This window comes from Gluconacetobacter aggeris (assembly GCF_014174395.1).
Taxonomy (GTDB): domain Bacteria; phylum Pseudomonadota; class Alphaproteobacteria; order Acetobacterales; family Acetobacteraceae; genus Gluconacetobacter; species Gluconacetobacter aggeris.
This window is the reverse complement of the sequence record NZ_JABEQD010000002.1, coordinates 278,687-296,719: the sequence shown is the minus strand read 5'-3', so window position 1 is coordinate 296,719 and position 18,033 is coordinate 278,687. Positions and strand designations below refer to the sequence as shown.

General features: G+C 69.6%; 16 protein-coding genes. 10 read left to right on the top strand and 6 right to left on the bottom strand.

Features of this window, described 5'->3' with window-relative positions; genetic code table 11:
- The first annotated feature begins 1 nt into the window (after position 1).
- Both pheT and lpxB read left to right on the top strand, forming a co-directional pair.
- A complete protein-coding gene (pheT, locus tag HLH36_RS04030) occupies positions 2-2,470 on the top strand; it encodes a phenylalanine--tRNA ligase subunit beta (RefSeq protein WP_182985173.1) in 2,469 nt (822 codons plus the stop codon).
- A 5-nt stretch (positions 2,471-2,475) separates the two neighbouring features.
- The gene (lpxB, locus tag HLH36_RS04025; protein ID WP_182985172.1) at positions 2,476-3,648 is read left to right on the top strand and encodes a lipid-A-disaccharide synthase; all 1,173 of its coding nucleotides are present in this window, start codon (positions 2,476-2,478) and stop codon (positions 3,646-3,648) included.
- A 15-nt stretch (positions 3,649-3,663) separates the two neighbouring features.
- On the opposite strand, the gene HLH36_RS04020 is transcribed toward lpxB, so the two are convergent.
- From HLH36_RS04020 to ygfZ, 4 genes are all read right to left on the bottom strand, one after another.
- Complete coding sequence (locus HLH36_RS04020; RefSeq protein WP_246376412.1) at positions 3,664-3,978, bottom strand: helix-turn-helix transcriptional regulator; 315 nt, start codon at positions 3,976-3,978, stop codon at positions 3,664-3,666.
- A 174-nt stretch (positions 3,979-4,152) separates the two neighbouring features.
- Positions 4,153-4,329, bottom strand: coding sequence for a hypothetical protein (locus tag HLH36_RS04015; protein ID WP_182985171.1), 177 nt, complete (start codon positions 4,327-4,329; stop codon positions 4,153-4,155).
- Positions 4,330-4,364: 35 nt separating this feature from the next.
- On the bottom strand, positions 4,365-4,781 hold the full coding sequence (gene hisI, locus HLH36_RS04010; RefSeq protein ID WP_408871847.1) for a phosphoribosyl-AMP cyclohydrolase: 417 nt from the start codon (positions 4,779-4,781) through the stop codon (positions 4,365-4,367).
- A gap of 67 nt (positions 4,782-4,848) precedes the next feature.
- A complete protein-coding gene (gene ygfZ, locus HLH36_RS04005; RefSeq protein WP_182985169.1) occupies positions 4,849-5,691 on the bottom strand; it encodes a CAF17-like 4Fe-4S cluster assembly/insertion protein YgfZ in 843 nt (280 codons plus the stop codon).
- A gap of 131 nt (positions 5,692-5,822) precedes the next feature.
- On the opposite strand from ygfZ, the gene HLH36_RS04000 reads away from it, so the two are divergent.
- Together HLH36_RS04000 and HLH36_RS03995 are read left to right on the top strand one after the other, a co-directional pair.
- Positions 5,823-6,755, top strand: coding sequence for a glycosyltransferase family 9 protein (locus HLH36_RS04000; RefSeq protein WP_182985168.1), 933 nt, complete (start codon positions 5,823-5,825; stop codon positions 6,753-6,755).
- Positions 6,752-7,846 (top strand): glycosyltransferase, encoded by a 1,095-nt coding sequence (locus tag HLH36_RS03995; RefSeq protein ID WP_182985167.1) that lies wholly within the window; start codon positions 6,752-6,754, stop codon positions 7,844-7,846. The genes HLH36_RS04000 and HLH36_RS03995 overlap by 4 nt, the downstream gene beginning before the upstream one ends.
- Before the next feature lie 64 nt (positions 7,847-7,910).
- Here HLH36_RS03995 and HLH36_RS03990 read toward each other — a convergent pair whose 3' ends face one another.
- Complete coding sequence (locus HLH36_RS03990) at positions 7,911-8,840, bottom strand: MBL fold metallo-hydrolase (protein ID WP_246376410.1); 930 nt, start codon at positions 8,838-8,840, stop codon at positions 7,911-7,913.
- 467 nt (positions 8,841-9,307) lie between these two features.
- On the opposite strand from HLH36_RS03990, the gene HLH36_RS03985 reads away from it, so the two are divergent.
- The 6 genes from HLH36_RS03985 to der all read left to right on the top strand — a co-directional run bounded on the left by HLH36_RS03985 (position 9,308) and on the right by der (position 16,417).
- Entirely contained in the window at positions 9,308-10,690 is a 1,383-nt protein-coding gene (locus HLH36_RS03985) for an FAD-binding oxidoreductase (protein WP_338030385.1), read from the top strand.
- Between the two features lie 86 nt (positions 10,691-10,776).
- Entirely contained in the window at positions 10,777-12,096 is a 1,320-nt protein-coding gene (locus HLH36_RS03980) for a dihydroorotase (RefSeq protein WP_182985164.1), read from the top strand.
- 92 nt (positions 12,097-12,188) lie between these two features.
- Positions 12,189-12,569: a hypothetical protein gene (locus tag HLH36_RS03975; RefSeq protein ID WP_182985371.1), complete on the top strand. Its 381-nt coding sequence runs from the start codon at positions 12,189-12,191 to the stop codon at positions 12,567-12,569.
- Between the two features lie 137 nt (positions 12,570-12,706).
- The gene (locus HLH36_RS03970) at positions 12,707-13,396 is read left to right on the top strand and encodes a tetratricopeptide repeat protein (RefSeq protein WP_182985163.1); all 690 of its coding nucleotides are present in this window, start codon (positions 12,707-12,709) and stop codon (positions 13,394-13,396) included.
- A gap of 87 nt (positions 13,397-13,483) precedes the next feature.
- On the top strand, positions 13,484-14,854 hold the full coding sequence (locus HLH36_RS03965; RefSeq protein ID WP_182985162.1) for an outer membrane protein assembly factor BamB family protein: 1,371 nt from the start codon (positions 13,484-13,486) through the stop codon (positions 14,852-14,854).
- Between the two features lie 117 nt (positions 14,855-14,971).
- Positions 14,972-16,417 (top strand): ribosome biogenesis GTPase Der, encoded by a 1,446-nt coding sequence (der, locus tag HLH36_RS03960; RefSeq protein WP_182985161.1) that lies wholly within the window; start codon positions 14,972-14,974, stop codon positions 16,415-16,417.
- Here der and HLH36_RS03955 read toward each other — a convergent pair.
- The gene (locus HLH36_RS03955; protein ID WP_182985160.1) at positions 16,407-17,750 is read right to left on the bottom strand and encodes a GntT/GntP/DsdX family permease; all 1,344 of its coding nucleotides are present in this window, start codon (positions 17,748-17,750) and stop codon (positions 16,407-16,409) included. The two genes, der and HLH36_RS03955, sit on opposite strands and share 11 nt — an antisense overlap.
- Between the last annotated feature and the right edge of the window lie 283 nt (positions 17,751-18,033).

Genomic DNA, 18,033 nt, shown 5'->3' with positions numbered 1-18,033 from the left:
GATGAAGTTCACCCTGTCCTGGCTGCGCGACCATCTGGACACGACGGCCTCGGTCGATGAGATCTGCGCCAAGCTGAACACGATCGGGCTGGAGGTCGAAGGCGTCGAAGACCCCGGCGCCCGGCTGGCCGCCTTCCGCACCGCCCGCATCGTCGAGGCCGTGCAGCATCCCAATGCCGACCGGCTGCGCGTGTGCCGCGTCGATGCCGGGCCGGGCTTCGAGGAAGTGCAGGTGGTCTGCGGCGCGCCGAATGCGCGCACCGGCCTGTCCGTGATCTTCGCGCCGCCGGGCACCTGGGTGCCCGGCCTGGACATCACCATCAAGGCCGGGTCGATCCGTGGCGAGGCCAGTGGCGGCATGCTGTGCTCGCTGCGTGAGCTGGGGCTGGGCGAGGACCATGACGGTATCGCCGAACTGCCCGAGGGCACGGTGACAGGCCGGTCCTATGCCGATTTCGCCGGGTTGAACGATCCGGTGATCGAGATTGCGGTGACGCCGAACCGGGGCGATGCGCTGGCGGTGCGCGGCATTGCCCGCGACCTGGCGGCGGCGGGGCTGGGGCATCTGCGCCCCTGGCTGGCCGAGACCGTCGAGGGGACCTTCGACTCGCCCGTGAGCTGGGCCAACGACTTCCCCGAAGCCTGCCCGTGGGTGCTGGGGCGGACCGTGCGCGGCGTACGCAACGGGCCGAGCCCGGACTGGCTGCAGAAGCGGCTGCGGGCGATCGGGCTGCGGCCGATCTCGGCGCTGGTGGATATCACCAATTTCTTTGCCTTCGATCTGGGCCGGCCGCTGCATGTGTTCGATGCCGACCGGGTGACCGGCGGGCGGCTGACGATCTGCCGGGGGGCGGGCGAGAGCTTCCGCGCGCTGGATGGGCGCGATGTGGTGGTGTCGCCCGAGGATTGCGTGATTGCCGATGCGGCCGGGGTGCAGTCGCTGGCCGGGATCATGGGCGGCGAGGCGACCGGGGCGACGGACGAGACCACGAGCGTGTTCGTGGAATGCGCGCTGTTCGACCCGGTGCGGATTGCGCTGAGTGGCCGGCGGCTGGGGCTGCATTCCGATGCGCGGCACCGGTTCGAGCGTGGCGTGGACCAGGCGTTGCCGGTGGCGGCGCTGGAAGCGGCGACGCGGATGATCATCGACCTGTGCGGCGGCGAGGCCAGCGAGGTCGTGTCGGCCGGCGAGGCGCCGGCGTGGCAGCGGGAGGCGCATCTGCGCTTCGCGCGGATCGCCGGGCTGGGCGGGCTGGATGTGCCGGCGGACGAGGCCGTGGCCTCGCTGGAGGCGCTGGGCTTTGAGGTGCGCGAGCGCGACGAGGCGCGCGTGGTGGTGGATGTGCCGTCCTGGCGCAACGACATCGCCATGAAGATGGTGCTGGATCAGGCGCCCGATCTTTCGGCCGAGCGGGCCTTTGCCGCTGCCGAGGGGGCTGTGGCGGTCGATTCCGAATGCGATCTGATCGAGGAGATCCTGCGCTTGCGTGGGCTGGATTCGATCCCGCCGGTCTCATTGCCCGCGCTTTCGGCCGTGCCGTTGCCTGCCCTGACGCCGCGCCAGACGCGGACCGCCACGGCGCGGCGCGTGCTGGCGGCGCGCGGGCTGATGGAGACGGTGGCGTATTCCTTCGCGGCGCAGGAAGCGTGTGCGCGCTTCGGCGCGGTGCCGGAGAGCCTGCGCCTGCTGAACCCGATTGCCGCCGATCTGGACCAGATGCGGCCGACGCCGCTGGTGAACCTGCTGGGGGCCGTCGAGCGCAACAGCGCGCGGGGCTATCCGGATCTGGGCCTGTTCGAGGTCGGGCCGGGTTTCTCGGAAGCCGGGCAGAGCCAGATTGCGGCGGTGCTGCGCAGTGGCCATGCGCCGCGCTTCCCCGGCCGGGCGGCCGAGCCGGTCGATCTGTGGGATGCCAAGGCGGACGCGCTGGCGGTGCTGGCGGCGCTGGGGGCGCCCGTCGAGGGGATCAGCATCACGGCGGATGCGCCGGGCCATTATCATCCCGGCCGTTCGGGCGTGCTGCGGCAGGGGCCGAAGATCGTGCTGGGCGTGTTCGGCCAGTTGCATCCGGCGCTGCTGGCCGGGCGTGGGCTGGATCGGCCGGTGGTGGGGTTCGAACTGTTCCTCGATGCGATTCCCGACCCCAAGCGGCGGCGGCGGGCGGCGCCCGAGCTTTCGGCGTTCCAGCCGGTGCATCGCGATTTCGCGTTCGTCGTCGGGCGGGATGTGGCGGCGGAGACCGTGCTGCGCGCGGTGCGGGGGGCCGAGCGGACGCTGATTTCCGGCGTGCGGCTGTTCGATGTCTATGAGGGCGACAAGGTGCCGGAGGGCAGCAAGTCGCTGGGTGTCGAGGTGACGTTGCAGCCGGTCAAGGCCAGCCTGACCGATGCCGAGATCGAAACCGTGTGCGGCGCGGTCGTGGCGGCGGTGCAGAAGGCCTGCGGAGCGACGCTGCGCGGGGAAGGCTGACCCGTATGGCGGAGGCCGCGCCCGGCCGGACGGTCTGGATTCTGGCCGGCGAGGCCAGCGGCGATGTGCTGGGGGCGCGGCTGATGGCGGCGCTGCGCCGGCAGGACCCGACGCTGCGTTTTGCCGGGGTCGGCGGCACGCGGATGGAGGAGGCGGGGCTGTGCAGCCTGTTTCCGCTGCGCGACCTGGCGGTGATGGGGCTGGTGGAAGTGCTGCCCCGGCTGCGGCATCTGTCGCGGCGGCTGGACCAGGCGGTGGCGGATATCGCGGCGACGCGGCCCGATCTGGTGGTGACCATCGACAGTCCCGGTTTTGCGCTGCGGCTGCTGCGCCGTGTCGCGGAGCTGGGCATTCCGCGTGTGCATTATGTTGCGCCGCAGGTGTGGGCGTGGCGGGAGCATCGGGTGCGGGAGTTTCCGGGCCTGTGGGACCGGCTGCTGTGCCTGCTGCCGTTCGAGCCCGATTTTTTCGGTCGGCATGGACTTGATGCGCGGTTCGTCGGGCATCCGGTGCTGCAATCGGGGGTCGATCGGGGGGATGGGGCGGCGTTTCGGGCGCGGCATGGCATTGCGCCGACCACGCCCGTGCTGATCCTGATGCCGGGCAGCCGCCGGTCGGAGGCGCCGCGCCTGTTGCCGGTGCTGGGGCGGACCCTGCGCATATTGATGGCGACCTGTCCCGGTATCGTGCCGGTGGTGCCGGTCTCGCCCGTGGTGGCGGATGTGGTGCGGCGTGGGGTGGCCGACTGGCCGGTGCGGCCGATCGTGGTGACCGATCTGGCGGAAAAACACGATGCCTTTGCCGCGGCGGGGGCGGCGTTGACCAAATCGGGGACCTCGACGCTGGAACTGGCGCTGGCCGGGGTGCCGATGGCGGTGACCTATCGGGTCAACCCGATCACGGCGGCGCTGGCGCGGCGGCTGATTCGCGTCCCTTATGTCGCGATGGTCAATCTGCTGGCCGGGCATCGGCTGGTGCCCGAACTGTTGCAGGAACGCTGCCGGCCGGGCCTGCTGGCGGAGACGGTGCATCGGCTGCTGACCGATGGGCACAGTGCCGCGCTGCAACGGGCGGGCTTTCGCGCCGTCATGGAGAAGCTGGCCGCGCCGGAGGGCGATCCGGACGATGCGGCGGCGGCGGAGCTGATGGCGGTGCTGGACGGGCATTCCGCCGCATAGAAGACGGCTCTTCCGTCATCGCCTCTGCCTGGCATGCAGCATGGTGGCGATGTTTTCGAACGGTTCGAGAGAGAAGATGATTTCGATCGGGACGTCGAAGACCCGGGCGATCTTCATCGCCAGCTCAAGGCTGGGCGTGTAGTCGCCCCGTTCCAGAAAGCCGATCGTCTGGGGATTGACCTCCACCCGTGCGGCGAGGGCCTTGCGCGTCCATCCCCGTTCGGCCCTGAACATGCCGATGCGGTTGAACATGCTCATGCATGGGGTGGGCGTTGGGCGTGGGCGATGACGGCGCGCGGCGGGGGCGGGCGACGAAATCGGTCGGTCCATGATCTGCTGTCCCTGTTCTGCTTTTCTGCGCAGACAAGTCTAAACCATGCGGGTCTTGTGTTATCTTATTGTATGATAACGGTTTTTATGGGAGGTCGGCTTTGCCTGTCCGGTTGCGGACGGACTGTCCGGAACCGGACGGCCGGGCGGGCGCGTCAAGATGAGGCGCGGGCGTTACTGTTTTGCCGAATCGGCCGGTGCGGGTGGCGGGGTGGCGGCGCCGCCCTGGACCGTGCTGTTCAGGGCCGTGAAGGCCGAGTGGATCGTGTAGACGCCGAGCCCGATGGTGGCGGCGAGCAGGATGGCGAGAAAGGCGAGTTTTCCGGCGGGCGAAGGGTCGGGCTTGGTCATCGGGTAAACCTGCGTGAGAGGGCGGGCGGAGGCGGTCAGCCGCGCCCGTACAGCGTGTCGGCCGCGATCAGCGGCGTGCTGGTTTCGACCAGCCCTTCGGGGCGCATGGCGTTGAAGAAGCAGCTTCGCCGGCCGGTGTGGCAGGCCACCCCGGTCTGCTCGACCAGCAGCAGCACCGCGTCGCGGTCGCAATCCAGGCGGGCATCGACCAGGTGCTGCACCTGGCCCGAGGTCTCGCCCTTGCGCCACAGGCCGCCACGGCTGCGCGAATAGTAGCAGACGCGGCCGGTGCGGAGCGTCTCGTCCAGTGCCTCGCGGTTCATCCACGCCAGCATCAGGATTTCGCCGGTGTCGTGCTGCTGGGCGATGGCGGCGATCAGGCCCGCGCCGTCGAAGCGCACATGGTCGAGCATGCGGGTGCGGGCGGCTTCGTCGGGGGCGGTGTAGGGGATGGCGTCGGTCATGGCGGCACAACACTCCATGGCGCGGCGCCTGTCCAGCAGGTGCCGCGCGACAGGCTCAGTCCTTCGGCGCGTCGGCTTCCGGCAGGGTCAGCCATTCGGGGATGTGGACCTGCACCGAATGGCCGGCTTCGGTCGTCAGTTCGCCGCTGCGATGGGCGAGGCGGACCATTGCCAGCCCGTGACCGTCGCGGGAGGAGGCCATGTGCCCGGCCTCCTTTCCCGCCTGGAGCAGGGGCGTGCCGGGGGGCGGCAGGGCCGCGCCGGAGACCGGCAGCAGCTTGCGCTTGACCAGGCCGCGATAGCGGGTGCGGGCGGTGAGTTCCTGGCCCATATAGCAGCCCTTGGTCCAGGAAATGCCGTTCAGGGCTTCGAAATTGGCTTCCAGCAGCAGGGTCTTGCCGTCTTCGCAGTCGCGCGAGCCGTCGGGCAGGCCCAGGGACAGGCGGTGGGCATCGTAGGCGGCGTGGTCGGCGGCGCCTTCCGCCGGGCGCGGCAGCAGCAGCCGCCAGCCGGCCCCGGCCAGGCGCGGGTCGGGCGCGCCGATGGCGGAATCGATCATCGGCGGTACCGCGCCCCATGCTGCGTGGACGGCAAAGCCGGTCTGGTCGATCGAGACGTCGGAGCGCAGACGGTAGCGCAGCAGGCGCTGGCGCAGCATGTCGGCCTGGGCGGCCTCGCAATCCAGCAGCAGGCGCGCGCCGTCCGGATCGGCGAACAGGAAGAAATCGGCCACCCAGCGGCCCTGTGCCGTCAGCAGCGCGGCCCAGACCGCGTGGCCGGGGACGATTTCGGTGACGTCGTTGGAGACCAGCCCCTGGAGGAAACTGTGCCGGTCGAGGCCGGAAAGGGCCAGCACGGCGCGGTCCGGAAGGTGGGCGAGATGTGTCGGGTCAACCATGGTGCCGATCCTACAAGCTGAGACCGTCGAAGGATATATCGCGTTCGATCAGCCTGATGTGGGGTCTGTCATGCGGTTGCGGGAGAGGCGGCGATTTCGCCGGGGCGTGCGATGGGCTAGGCTCGGGCCGCATGCGTATCCTGTTCATTACCTCTACCCGCCTGGGCGACGCGGTGCTGTCCACCGGGTTGCTGGATGTCCTGCTCGTCCGCTATCCGCAGGCGCGCTTTACCATTGCCTGCGGGCCGGTGGCGGCAGGGCTGTTCGAAGCGATGCCCCGGCGCGAGCGCACCATCGTGGTGACGAAGCGGAAATACGATCTGCACTGGCTGGCGCTGTGGCGCGCCTGCGTCGGGATACGGTGGGATCTGTGCGTGGACCTGCGGGGCTCGGCGGTCACGCTGTTTCTGGCCGCGCGGCGGCGGGCGATCATGCGGGGCGGGCGGCGGCCGGGGGCGCGTATCGCGCATCTGGGCCAGGTGCTGGGCCTGTCGCCGCCGCCGCTGCCGGTGATGTGGACGAGCGCGGCCGACCGCGCGCGGGCGGCGGCGATGCTGCCGGACGGGCCGTTCTGGCTGGCGCTGGCGCCCACGGCGAACTGGGCGGGCAAGGTCTGGCCGGCCGAGCGTTTCGTCGCGCTGGCCCGCGCCTTGAAGGAACAATGGCCGGGGATGCGCCCCGTCATCCTGTACGGACCCGGCGAGGGGGAGCGCCTGATGGCCGCGCCGGTGCTGGAAGCGCTGCCCGATGCCGTCGATGCGGGTGGCGGCTTTGCCCTGCCGCAGGTGGCGGCGCTGCTGGCGCGGTGCGGGGGATTCGTCGGCAATGATTCGGGGCTGATGCATCTGTCGGCGGCGGTCGGCACGCCGACTCTGGGGCTGTTCGGGCCCAGCCGGATGTCGGAATACGGGCCGGTGGGGCGCTGTGCGCTTGGCATCGCGGCGCCGGGGCCGGAAGGCAGCGCCCCGATCGCGGGGCTGGAGGTGGCGCCGGTGGTGGAGGCGGCGCTCGCCCTGCTGGAGCGGGGGGCGGCTGTGCGCGGCGGGCGGGAGGGGGCCGCGTGAAGACCGTGCTGGTCTATCGCGACCGGCTGCTGCCGGCTTCGGAACAGGCATTCATGCGGCGGCAATATATCGGGTTCCAGACCCTGCGTCCCTGCTGGGTGGGGTGCCGGCGCGATGGGCCGGCGCCTGATTTGCCAGGCGATCTGCGGTTTCTGGGCGGCAATGGGCTGTTGCGGCCCTTGCGTCAGGCGGCGTTCAGGCAGTTCGGCTGGGGGGCGGTGCGCGATGTCGCGGACCTGGCGCCGGTGCTGGTGCATGCGCAGTTCGGGCGGGGCGGGGCGCTGGCGCTGCCGATGGCGCGCGCGCTGGGCGTACCGCTGGTGGTGACGTTTCATGGCGGCGATGCCTTCAAGGACCGGCATTATCGCTGGGGGGTGCCGCCTGCCATCTTTCGCCGGCGGTGGCGGGCGTTGCAGGATTATGCGTCGCTGTTCGTCTGTGTCTCGGAAGGGGTGCGGGACAAGCTGCTGGAGCGGGGGGTGGCGCCCGGCCTGCTGGAGGTGATCCCGATCGGGGTGGAGCCGGCGGTCCCTGCCGCCGGGCCGGCGGAGCAGTTCGTATTCGCCGGGCGGTTTGTGGAGAAGAAGGGGGTGGCGACCCTGATCGATGCGCTGCGGGTGCTGGCGGGGCGGGGACTGGCGCCGCCGGTGGTGCTGGCGGGGGACGGGCCGCTGCTGCCCGCCATGCGGGACTATGCGGCGGGGCTGGACAATCTGCGCTTCACCGGGTGGCTGGCGGCGGCGGAACTGGCGGCGCGGATGGACCGGGCGATCGCGCTGCTGGTGCCCAGCGTGGTGTCGGCCGGCGGCGACCGGGAAGGGTTGCCCAGCGTGGCGGTGGAGGCGCTGGCGCGCGGGGTGCCGGTGATCGGCTCCGACCAGTCGGGGCTGGACGGGGTGCTGGGGCGCTCGGGGGCGGGGATGGTGGTGCCGGCCGCCGACCCGGTGGCACTGGCGGATGCCATGCAGGCGATGCTGGCCCCCGGCGCGCGGAACGGGATGGCCGATGCGGCGCTGAAGGTCGTGCGGGAGTCGCTCAGCGCGCCCGCACAGTCTGCCCGGCTGGAGGCGCGGTTGCTGTCGCTGTTGTAGGGGCCGCTGAACATCAGCCGCGTTTCGGGCTGTGACGATCGGGCGCGTGTTTCCAGGCGGGTTCTCAGTCCAGGTTCAGGCGCAGTCCTTGTTCGGCGATGACGAAGCGGACGTCCTGCAGTCCGTCGCGCGCTGCGTCCCGGACCAGGTCCCGCCGGATGGCCTCCTGCGGCGCGGGGCCCTCGGCCAGGCTGGCTTTGACGTGGCTGATCAGGACTGTCAGCCCGCGCAGGGGGCTTGGACCGCCAGCCCGGCGCGCCAGGTCCTGCAGCGTGTCCGCCACCCAGGCCGGGGTCATGTGACCGAACAGCAACCGGTCCGGCCGGGTGTCGTCGTACGAGGCTTCGATGACGATGGCCTTCAATCGGTGCGCCCTGACCAGCGGCCCGACCGCACGCCACAGATCGTCCAGGCGGTGCCCACCCTCGACGGTATCGGGCCCGGTATCCCCCAGATACAGGACCGAGGCCCCGTTCGCCGCAATCAGGAAGGCGGTCGACTCGATGCCGCCATGGCTCAGCGGCCAGGCTGTGACGGTCATCGCGGTGCCGGGCAGCGGCTCCGTCCGGCCCGGCACCAGGGCGCGATAATGGTATTTCCCCAGCGTGGGGGCCTGCCCCGCGTCGCCGAAATTCGGCCAGATCCGCCAGTTGAACAGATGCTCCGACATATCATGCAGAGTGGCCGGCAGCGCGTAGATCGGCTTGGCGCTGTCATCGGGTGAGGCGACGACCAGGCCCGCGACATGGTCAAGATGCGCGTGGCTGATCAGATAGGCGCGGATGGTGTGCGTCAGCACATAGCCGGGGCGGGTCAGGCCGGTGCCGGGGGGGAGCGCAATGTCATCCAGCGCCCCGGCCCGATCGGCCGCCACGAGCCCGGCTGTCGCGGTTCCGGCGTCGCACAGGACCGCGCGGTCGTCGCCTGCCGGCCGGACCATGTAGGCACTGAGGTTGCCGTCCAGCATGCCCCCACGCGCACCCAGTACCGTCATGACGAATCCGGAGCGTGCCGTGGCTGCCGGTAAAGGGGAGGGGCACGAAAGAAACAGGAGCGAGAGCGGAAGGAAAAAGGATATCCCCGCCTTCATCGGTGAGGCTTTCAACGGGTAACGCATGCGGCCCATTCGTGATGTGCTTTCAGCCAGAGAGTCCGGACGCGCGACGTGTCATCGGAGAGAATATGTCGACGCGACGAAGAATGACCGCTCAAGGTACCCGGTATGGCGGCGGGCATGTGTCGTCCCTGCAGCAGGGAAGACAATTATACGCGATGCACCGTCCGAATCTGAAACCAGGGGCTCGTCTGCCGGGCTGAAGGCGGGCGTACGGTTTTTTGAATTGTCCCTCCGAGGGCGATTGCGTCAGGGGTAGTGACAGATAAGTGTTGAATACGCCGTTATATTCGGGCGATCGGCCAGGGCCCCGACCTGACGGATGGATGCGAAGGGAAGCGGAACGCATGAATATCGACCTGATTGCGGCCCTGCGCGCGCGGCTGGGGGATGGGCAGGTTTCGACCGCCGATGCGGTGCGCGAGCAGCACAGCCATGGCGAAGGCCATCACGCGCCCAGCATGCCCGGTGCGGTGGTGTTCGCGCGGAGCACGGACGACGTGGCGCAGAGCGTGGCGCTGTGCAATGCGCATCGGGTGCCGCTGGCCGCCTTCGGCGCCGGCACGTCGCTGGAAGGGCATGTCAATCCGCCGGAGGGTGGGATCAGCCTCGATCTGTCGCGGATGACGGATGTGCTGTCGGTCAATCCGAAGGACATGGATTGCCGGGTGCAGGCCGGCATCACCCGGCAGCTTCTGAACCACACGCTGCGCGATACCGGGCTGTTCTTCCCCGTCGATCCGGGAGGGGAGGCCACGATCGGCGGCATGTGCGCCACGCGGGCCTCGGGCACGGCGGCGGTGCGCTACGGCACGATCCGCGAGAATGTGCTGGGGCTGACGGCCGTGCTGGCCGACGGGCGGGTGATGCGCACCGGCGGGCGGGTGCGCAAATCCTCGACCGGGTATGACCTGACGCATCTGCTGATCGGGTCGGAAGGCACGCTGGGGGTGATTACGGAAGTCCAGTTGCGGCTGCACCCTATTCCCGAAAGCATCGCGGCGGCCGTCGTGCAGTTCGAGACGCTGTCGGAGGCGGTGGCGACGGCCATCGACATCCTGCAGTTCGGGGTGCCGATCGGGCGGCTGGAACTGCTCGACGACGTGCAGATGGATGCCAGCATCCGATATTCCCTGCTGAGCGGATTGCGTGCGCTGCCCACGCTGTTCCTGGAATTCGTGGGCGGGCCGGAATCGGTGCGCGAACAGATCGGGGTGGTGGAGGCCATCGTGGAGGATCGCGGCGGGCTGGGGTTCGACTGGCAGACCGATCCGAACCAGCGTGCGGCGCTCTGGCGGGCGCGGCATCATGCCTATTGGGCGTGCCTGGCCTACCGGCCGGGCTACAGCGCCATGACGACGGATGCGATCGTGCCGATCTCGGCCTTGGGGGAGCTGATCGTGGGGGTGAAGGCGGATATTGCGGAATCCGGCCTGACGGCGCCCATCGTCGGGCATGTGGGGGACGGCAATTTCCATACGATCATCCTCGTGCCGCCCACGCCCGACGGGCTGGAGCGGGCCTGGGCGCTGGACCGGAAGATCGTCCGGCGCGCGCTGGCGCTGGGCGGGTCGTGCAGCGGCGAGCACGGGGTCGGGCTGGGCAAGCGCGAATTCCTGACCGACGAGCATGATCCGGTGGCGCTGGATGTGATGCGCGTGCTCAAGCGCACGCTGGACCCGAACGGGATTCTCAATCCGGGGAAGATGCTTCCGGGGGAGAGCCGGTAGGCGCGGAGCCGGGGACCGTCGTGCGGTCTTGCCGCGTGTGGGCTGAAAGGAGTACGTCGCGGAGAACGACAGGCTGCGAGGGACCGATGCATTACGACCTGATCATCCGGAACGGGATTTGCGTTCTGCCGTGGGGCGAGGCGCGGGCCGATATCGGCGTGCGGGCGGGGCGGATTGCCAGCCTGTCGGTGGGCGTGGCGGACGAGGCGGACGAGGTGATCGATGCCGCCGGCCTGCATGTGCTGCCGGGGCTGATCGACCCGCATGTGCATCTGCGCGATCCGGGCGATGCCGCCGTGGAGAGCATTCCGACCGGTACGCGGGCGGCGGCGCTGGGTGGGGTGACGACCGTGTTCGACATGCCCAACACCGCGCCCTCGATCGTCGATGGCGACATGCTGCGCTGGAAGCAGGAATATGCCTCACGCGAGAGCTGGGTCGATTTTGCGATGTATGTCGGCGCCACGCGGGGCAATACGCCGCGGCTGGGCGAATATGAGCAGTTTGACGGTGTGTGCGCGATCAAGGTCTTTGCCGGGTCTTCGACCGGCGACCTGATGATCGAGGATGATGAGGGCATCCGCCAGGTGCTGGAGCATGGGCACCGGCGGGTGGCCTTCCATTCCGAGGACGAATATCGGCTGCAGGACCGCAGGAAGCTGCTGACCGAGGGGATGTCCTACGACAGGCACCCGTTCTGGCGCGACGAGGAATGCGCGTTCCTGGGCACGCGGCGGATCGTGGGGCTGGCACGGCGGGCGCGGCGGCCGGTGCATATCCTGCATACCTCGACCGCCGAGGAACTGGACTGGCTGGCGGCGCATCGGGATGTCGCCACCGTCGAGGTACTGGTGAACCATCTGACCCAGGTGGCGCCGGACTGCTACGAGACGCTGGGGGCGCTGGCGGTGATGAACCCGCCGATCCGTGACCGGCGGCATTACGAGGCCTCGTGGGCGGCGGTGCGCAGCGGCATGGTGGACACGATCGGTTCGGACCATGCGCCGCATTCGCTGGCGGCCAAGGCCAAGCCCTGGCCTTCGACCCCCGCCGGGCTGACGGGCGTGCAGACGCTGGTACCGGTGATGCTGGACCATGTGAATGCCGGGCGCCTGTCGCTGGGCCGGATGGTGGACCTGATGGCCGCCGGGCCCGCGCGGGTCTACGGCCTGCAGGCCAAGGGGCGGATCGCCATGGGCTACGACGCCGATTTCACGCTGGTCGACATGGCGGCGAAGCGGCGGATCACCAATGACTGGATCGCCACCCCGGCCGGCTGGACGCCGTTCGACGGTATGGCGGTGACGGGCTGGCCGATGGCGACCATCGTGCGCGGGCGGGCGGTGATGCGCGAGGACACGATCCTGGGCGAACCGGCCGGCCGGCTGGCTTGCTTTGCGCCCTGATTTCGACATTTTATCGGTATAGGCGGCATCGTCCCCGATTTCCGTCATCGTGACGGCGGGACCGTTGTAAGGAAGGATGTCTCTTGGGTGCCATGATCTCGGGCCGGTTTCTGGCCTGTGCCGCCGCCCTGTCCCTGACCGGGGGGGTAACGGTCGCCCGCGCGGCGGAAGTGACGTGGTCCGCGCCCGCCTGTGGCAAGGAACCGGCCGCGCCCACGGTCGATTCCAGCAGCGTCGCGCGCTACAATGCCAGCGTCGATGCCGCGACGGCGTATGAAAAGGCCGCGCGGGCCTATAATGCCTGCGTCGCCGGCGCCGCCGCGCGCGATGAGAATACGATCAGTGCCCAGGCCAAGGCCCGCATCGATCAGGTCCATCAGGCCAGTGTGGCCGTGCAGCAGCGGATTGCCGGCCATTTCACGCGGCTGACCGCCGACCTCAAGGCCGGGGCGGCGCGCTTCTCGCGCCATTGAGCGCGCGCCGGGGCGCCCCGGCCGCTCCGGGACGGCGCATGCGGGTTTGTTGCCCGCGTGCGCGGGGACGGCTATGGTCCGCCCTTGGAATGACGGGCCCGGGCCCGTCGGGGCTGGATGCGGAGAGCGGTTGAGACGTGGCTGACGACATCTTCAGGGAAGTCGACGACGACATGCGCATGGAGCGTCTGCGGCTGATGGCCCGGCGCTATGTCGGCGCGGCAGTGGTGGTGGCGGTGGTGGCCGCGGCCGGCGTGGGGGGCTGGCAATATCATGCCTGGCGTGGGCGACAGGCCGCGCAGGCCTGGGGCACGACCTATTTCACGGCGTTGCGCGCGGCCGACACCAGCCATATCGCCCCCGGCGAGACCAGTGCGCTGACCCCCCAGCAGAAGGACGCGCTGGCGCGTCTGGCGACGCTGGACGGCGTGCCCTCCGGATTGCGGACGCTGTCGCGGCTGGAACGCGCGGCGCTGCTGGCCTCGAGCGGCGATAGCAAGGGTGCGCTGGCGCTGTGGAGCCAGGTGGCGGACGACCAGGGTGCGGATGCGCTGCTGCGCGGGCTGGCCAGCCTGCTGTGGGTGCAGCACCAGATCGACAATGGCGATCCGGCGGTGCTGCGTTCGCGCCTGGCCACGCTGGATGGCGCGGGCAAGCCGTGGCACGGGCTGGCGGAGGAATGCGAGGCGATGCTGGACCTGCGCCAGGGACATGTGGCCGATGCGCGCCGGCGGCTCGGGCATCTGACGACGCAGATCGACGTGCCGGAGGCGCTGCGCAGCCGGGCCGGCGGCATGCTCCAGACCCTGAATGCCACGCCGTCCTAGGCCGTGCCGGGCGGACCGTGTTTTCGTGCCGTCGGGCGTACAGAAACCGAAATGGCCCCGTTTTTCCTTTCGTAGCGCAGGATTTCCATGAACAAAGTTCTGACCCGCCGGCATGCGCTCCTGGGTGGCGCGATGGTGCCGGTCCTGGCCGGATGCAGCCTGTTCGATGATGACGAAAAGCCGTTGCTGGCGGGCAAGCGTGTCGACGTGCTGGCGACGGGCGCCGGCCTGATGGTCGATCCTGACGACAAGGCGCCGATCGCCCTTCCTGCCGAGACCGCGATCGGCGAGTGGCTGCAGCCGGGGCGCGTGCCGACCCATGGCGGGGTCAACATGGCCTGGGGCGGCCAGATGCGGCGCGAATGGTCGCACGGGATCGGTGCCGGCGTGTCGGAGCCCGAGCTGCTGTCCTTCGCCGCGCTGGGCAATAGCGGGCGCGGGGTGTTGCAGGCGACGCCGATCGTGGCGAATGGCCGGATCTTCGTCAGTGACGCGCAGGGGGTGATCCGGGCCTATGAATGGCCGCGCATGCGCGAGCTGTGGCACTTCACGCCCAAGCCGAAGAAGATGCGCTCCAGCAATCTCGGCGGCGGGTTCAGCATCGCCGGCGACACGCTGTATATCGTCGACGGCGTGGGGCAGGCCCTGGCGGTGGAAGCCGCGACCGGAACCGTGAAATGGCGGGTCGACACCCAGACGCCGGGCCGTTCGGCACCGACGGTGGTGGATGGACGGATGTTCTTCGGCACCATCGACGAGCGGCTGCTGGCGCTGGATGCGGCGACGGGGCGCGTCCTGTGGACCTATACCGCCACCGAGGCCGTGACCGTGATCTTCGGCCAGCCCGCGCCCGCCGTGGCGGGGGATGTGGTGGTGGCCGGGTTCGGCTCGGGCGATCTGGTCGCGCTGCGGGCGGCCAGTGGCGAGGTGGTGTGGAGCGACACGCTGGGCAGCACCAACGGCCAGGATTCGACGGTCGATTTCTCCTGCGTGCGCGGGATGCCGGTGGTCGTGGACCAGACGGTCTATGCCATCAGTGCGGGCTCGGTCCTGGTGGCGATCGACCTGCGGTCGGGGCGCCGGCTGTGGGAGCGGACCGTTGCCGGGCAGGATACGCTGCTGGTGATCGATAACTGGTTGTATGTGCTGTCGCTGGACCAGCAGCTTGCCTGCCTCGACCGCGTGAATGGCCATGTGCGCTGGATCACCCAGTTGCGGCGCTATCGCCGGGTCGACGCGCAGAAGAACGGCGTGACCTGGACCGGGCCGATCATGGCCGGGAGCAAGCTGGTCTGCGTCAGCACCATGCCCGAGACCGGCTATGTCACGATCGACCCCGCGACCGGGGCGCTGCTGACGGTCGGCAAGCTGCCGGGGGTTGTCACGGTGCCGCCGATCGTGGTGGATGGCCGGCTGCTGATCGTGACCGACGACGGCAGGCTGAACGCCTACAGCTAGGGCCTGATCGCTTCGGGCCGCTGCGACCCGAAGCGTGAATCAGTCTTCAAAACGATATAAGAGAGCAGGGTGAGCCCGCATGGGCGAGCGCATCGTGCTCGAGGGATAATCTCTACCTTGGCCAAGCTTCCTTCCGTTCCGACCGGGGATGACCTGCCGATCGTCGTGATCGCCGGGCGTCCGAATGTCGGCAAGTCGACGCTGTTCAACCGCCTTGTGGGGCGGCGGCAGGCGCTTGTGGCCGACACGCCGGGCGTGACCCGCGACCGCAAGGAAGCCGAGGCCGTCGTGCGCGGGCGGCGGGTGCGGCTGATCGACACCGCCGGGCTGGAGGAGGCCGCGCCCGATACGCTGTACGGGCGGATGCGGGCGTCGTCGGAATCGGCGGTGGCGCAGGCGGATCTGGTCGTGTTCTGCATCGACGCGCGGGCGGGTATTACCCCGGCCGACGAGCATTTCGCCGCCTGGATCCGCCGCCAGGGGCGGCCGGTGCTGCTGGTGGCCAACAAGGCCGAGGGCCGCCAGGGCGCGGCGGCCGCGATGGAGGCGTTCGCGCTGGGCCTGGGGACGCCGCTGGCGATTTCGGCCGAGCATGGCGAGGGCCTGTCGGAGCTGATGGGCGAGATTGCGGACCGCATGCCGCCCGAGGCGCCGCCGGAGCCGGTGGAGCCCGTCGAATATGGCGAGGACGGGGAAGAGCTGGACGAGCGGCCGCCCGGGCCGCTGCGCCTGGCGATCGTCGGCCGGCCCAATGCCGGCAAATCGACCCTGCTGAACCGCCTGCTGGGCGAGGAGCGGATGATTACCGGCCCGGAGCCGGGCCTGACCCGCGATTCCGTCACCGTGCTGCTGCATGACGAGCAGGGGCCGATCCAGCTTGTGGACACGGCCGGCCTGCGCCGCCGGGCGCGGGTCGAGGACGGGCTGGAGAAGATGTCGACCTCGGCCACCATCGAGGCGCTGAAGATGGCCGAAGTGGTGGTGCTGGCGCTGGATGCCACGCTGGGCGTGCATGAGCAGGATCTGCAGATCGCGCGCCTGATCGAGCGCGAGGGGCGGTGCTGCGTGCTGGCGCTGAACAAGTGGGATGCGGTCGAGGACCGGATTGCCACCAGGCAGGCGATTGCGGACCGGATCGAGACCTCGCTGGCGCAGATGCGCGGGATACCGGTCGTGTCGTTCTCGGCGCTGACCGGGGCGAACGTGCACAAGCTGCTGCCGGTGGTGCGGCGTGCGCATGAGGTGTGGAACAGGCGCATTCCGACCGGGGCGCTGAACCGCTGGTTCGAGATGATGCTGGAGCGGCACAGCCCGCCGCTGGTCAACGGGCGGCGGCTGAAGCTGCGCTACATGACCCAGGCCAAGGCGCGGCCGCCGACCTTTATCCTGTTCGGCACCCGCGCCGAGCTGCTGCCCGAGGATTACCAGCGTTATCTGGTCAATGGCCTGCGCGAGGAATTCGACCTGCCGGGTACGCCGATCCGGCTGCTGCTGCGCGGCACGCGCAACCCGTATGCGGAGGGGGCCTCGTCGTCGGGCCGCCTGCGGTCTGCTAGTGGATAAAGACTGAAGCCAGCAGGCAGAAGGCCAGGCCCAGGACGGCGATCAGGGTTTCGATGACCGACCAGGTCTTGATCGCCTGGCCGACGGTGAGGCCCAGATATTCCTTGATCTGCCAGAAGCCCGCATCGTTCATCGGGCCCAGCGCCACCGAGCCGGCGCCGGTGGCCAGCACCATCAGTTCGGGCGACGTGCCGTGGCTGTGCAGCAGGATCGGGCCCACGATGCCCGAGGCGGTGCTCATGGCCACGGTGGCCGAGCCGGCGGCGACGCGGACCACCACCGCCAGCAGCCAGGCCAGCACCAGCAGCGGCACATGCGCCCCCACCGCGACATCGGTGATGGTCCTGGACACGCCGCTGTCGATCAGTTCGCGCCCGAAGCCGCCGCCGGCGCCGACCAGCAGCATGATCAGGGCCGTCGGGCCCAGGCATTCGGTGGTGAAGCGCAGGATCGTCTCACGCGAGAAGCCGCGTGCCAGGCCGAGGACGTAGAAGGACAGCACGGTCGCCAGCAGCAGGGCGATGTCGGTATTGCCCATGAAATGCAGGATCGTGTTCGGCAGGCCGCCGGGGCGGGTGAGCAGGTCGGCGGCCGAGCCCACCAGCATCAGCAGCACGGGTGCGAGGATGGTCAGCACCGTGGTGAGGAAGGGCGGCATGTCGGTCGGCGTGTCCTTGCCGGCGAACTGTTCGGCCAGCGCGGCCTCTCCTTCCGTGTGGATATGCGGCGTGATGAAGCGGGCATAGACCGGGCCGGCGAGGGCGGCGATGGGGGTGCCGATGATCACGCCCCAGAAGATCGTGCGGCCCGTATCGGCATGGTACGCCGACAGGGCCAGCAGGGTGGCCGGATGCGGGGGGATCATCGCATGGGTGACGGAGAGCGCCGCCCCCATCGGCAGCGCCAGCAGCAGCAGGGGCGTGGAGGTGCGCCGCGCGAGCGTGAAGGCCAGCGGGATCAGCAGCACGAACCCGACCTCGAAGAATACCGGCAGGCCGATCAGCAGGCCGATGACCATCATGGCCCAACTGATGCGTTTCTTCCCCGCGATGCGGGTGATCGTGAGGGCGATCTGGTCCGCGCCGCCCGATTCGGCCAGCATCTTGCCCAGCATCGTGCCCAGCGCGATCACGGTCGCGATATGGCCCAGCACATGGCCCGCGCCTTCCTCGAACGAGGCGACGGCCTTTTCGGGCGGCATGCCGGCGCAGATGGCCAGCAGAAGGGAGACGCAGACCAGGACAATGAAGGGATTGAGCTTGTAGCGCCCGATGAGGAGCACGACGGCGCCAATCGCCGCGGTTGCCAGGGAAATCGCCAGGATTGGGGACATTGAACCGCGTCTGCAGTGAATGGGAGCGTGTATCAGCGCGGAATGGGCGCGCGAATGTCAATGGCTCGGGGCCTCATATCCGGGAGAGGCGGGTTGGTTCGCTATCGGGTCGTTTTTTTCTTCGCGCGCCCGATCGCCAAGGTCTCTGGCCAGAAAGGGGGATTTGGTCCCATAACGAACCGTTTCCGCGATTCGCGGTGTCGGGAACGGACTTGCATGGAACGCGGCAGGATAGGACAGGGGCGGGAGACAAGCTGCCCGGGCGCCCCGCCGCAGGGTGCTG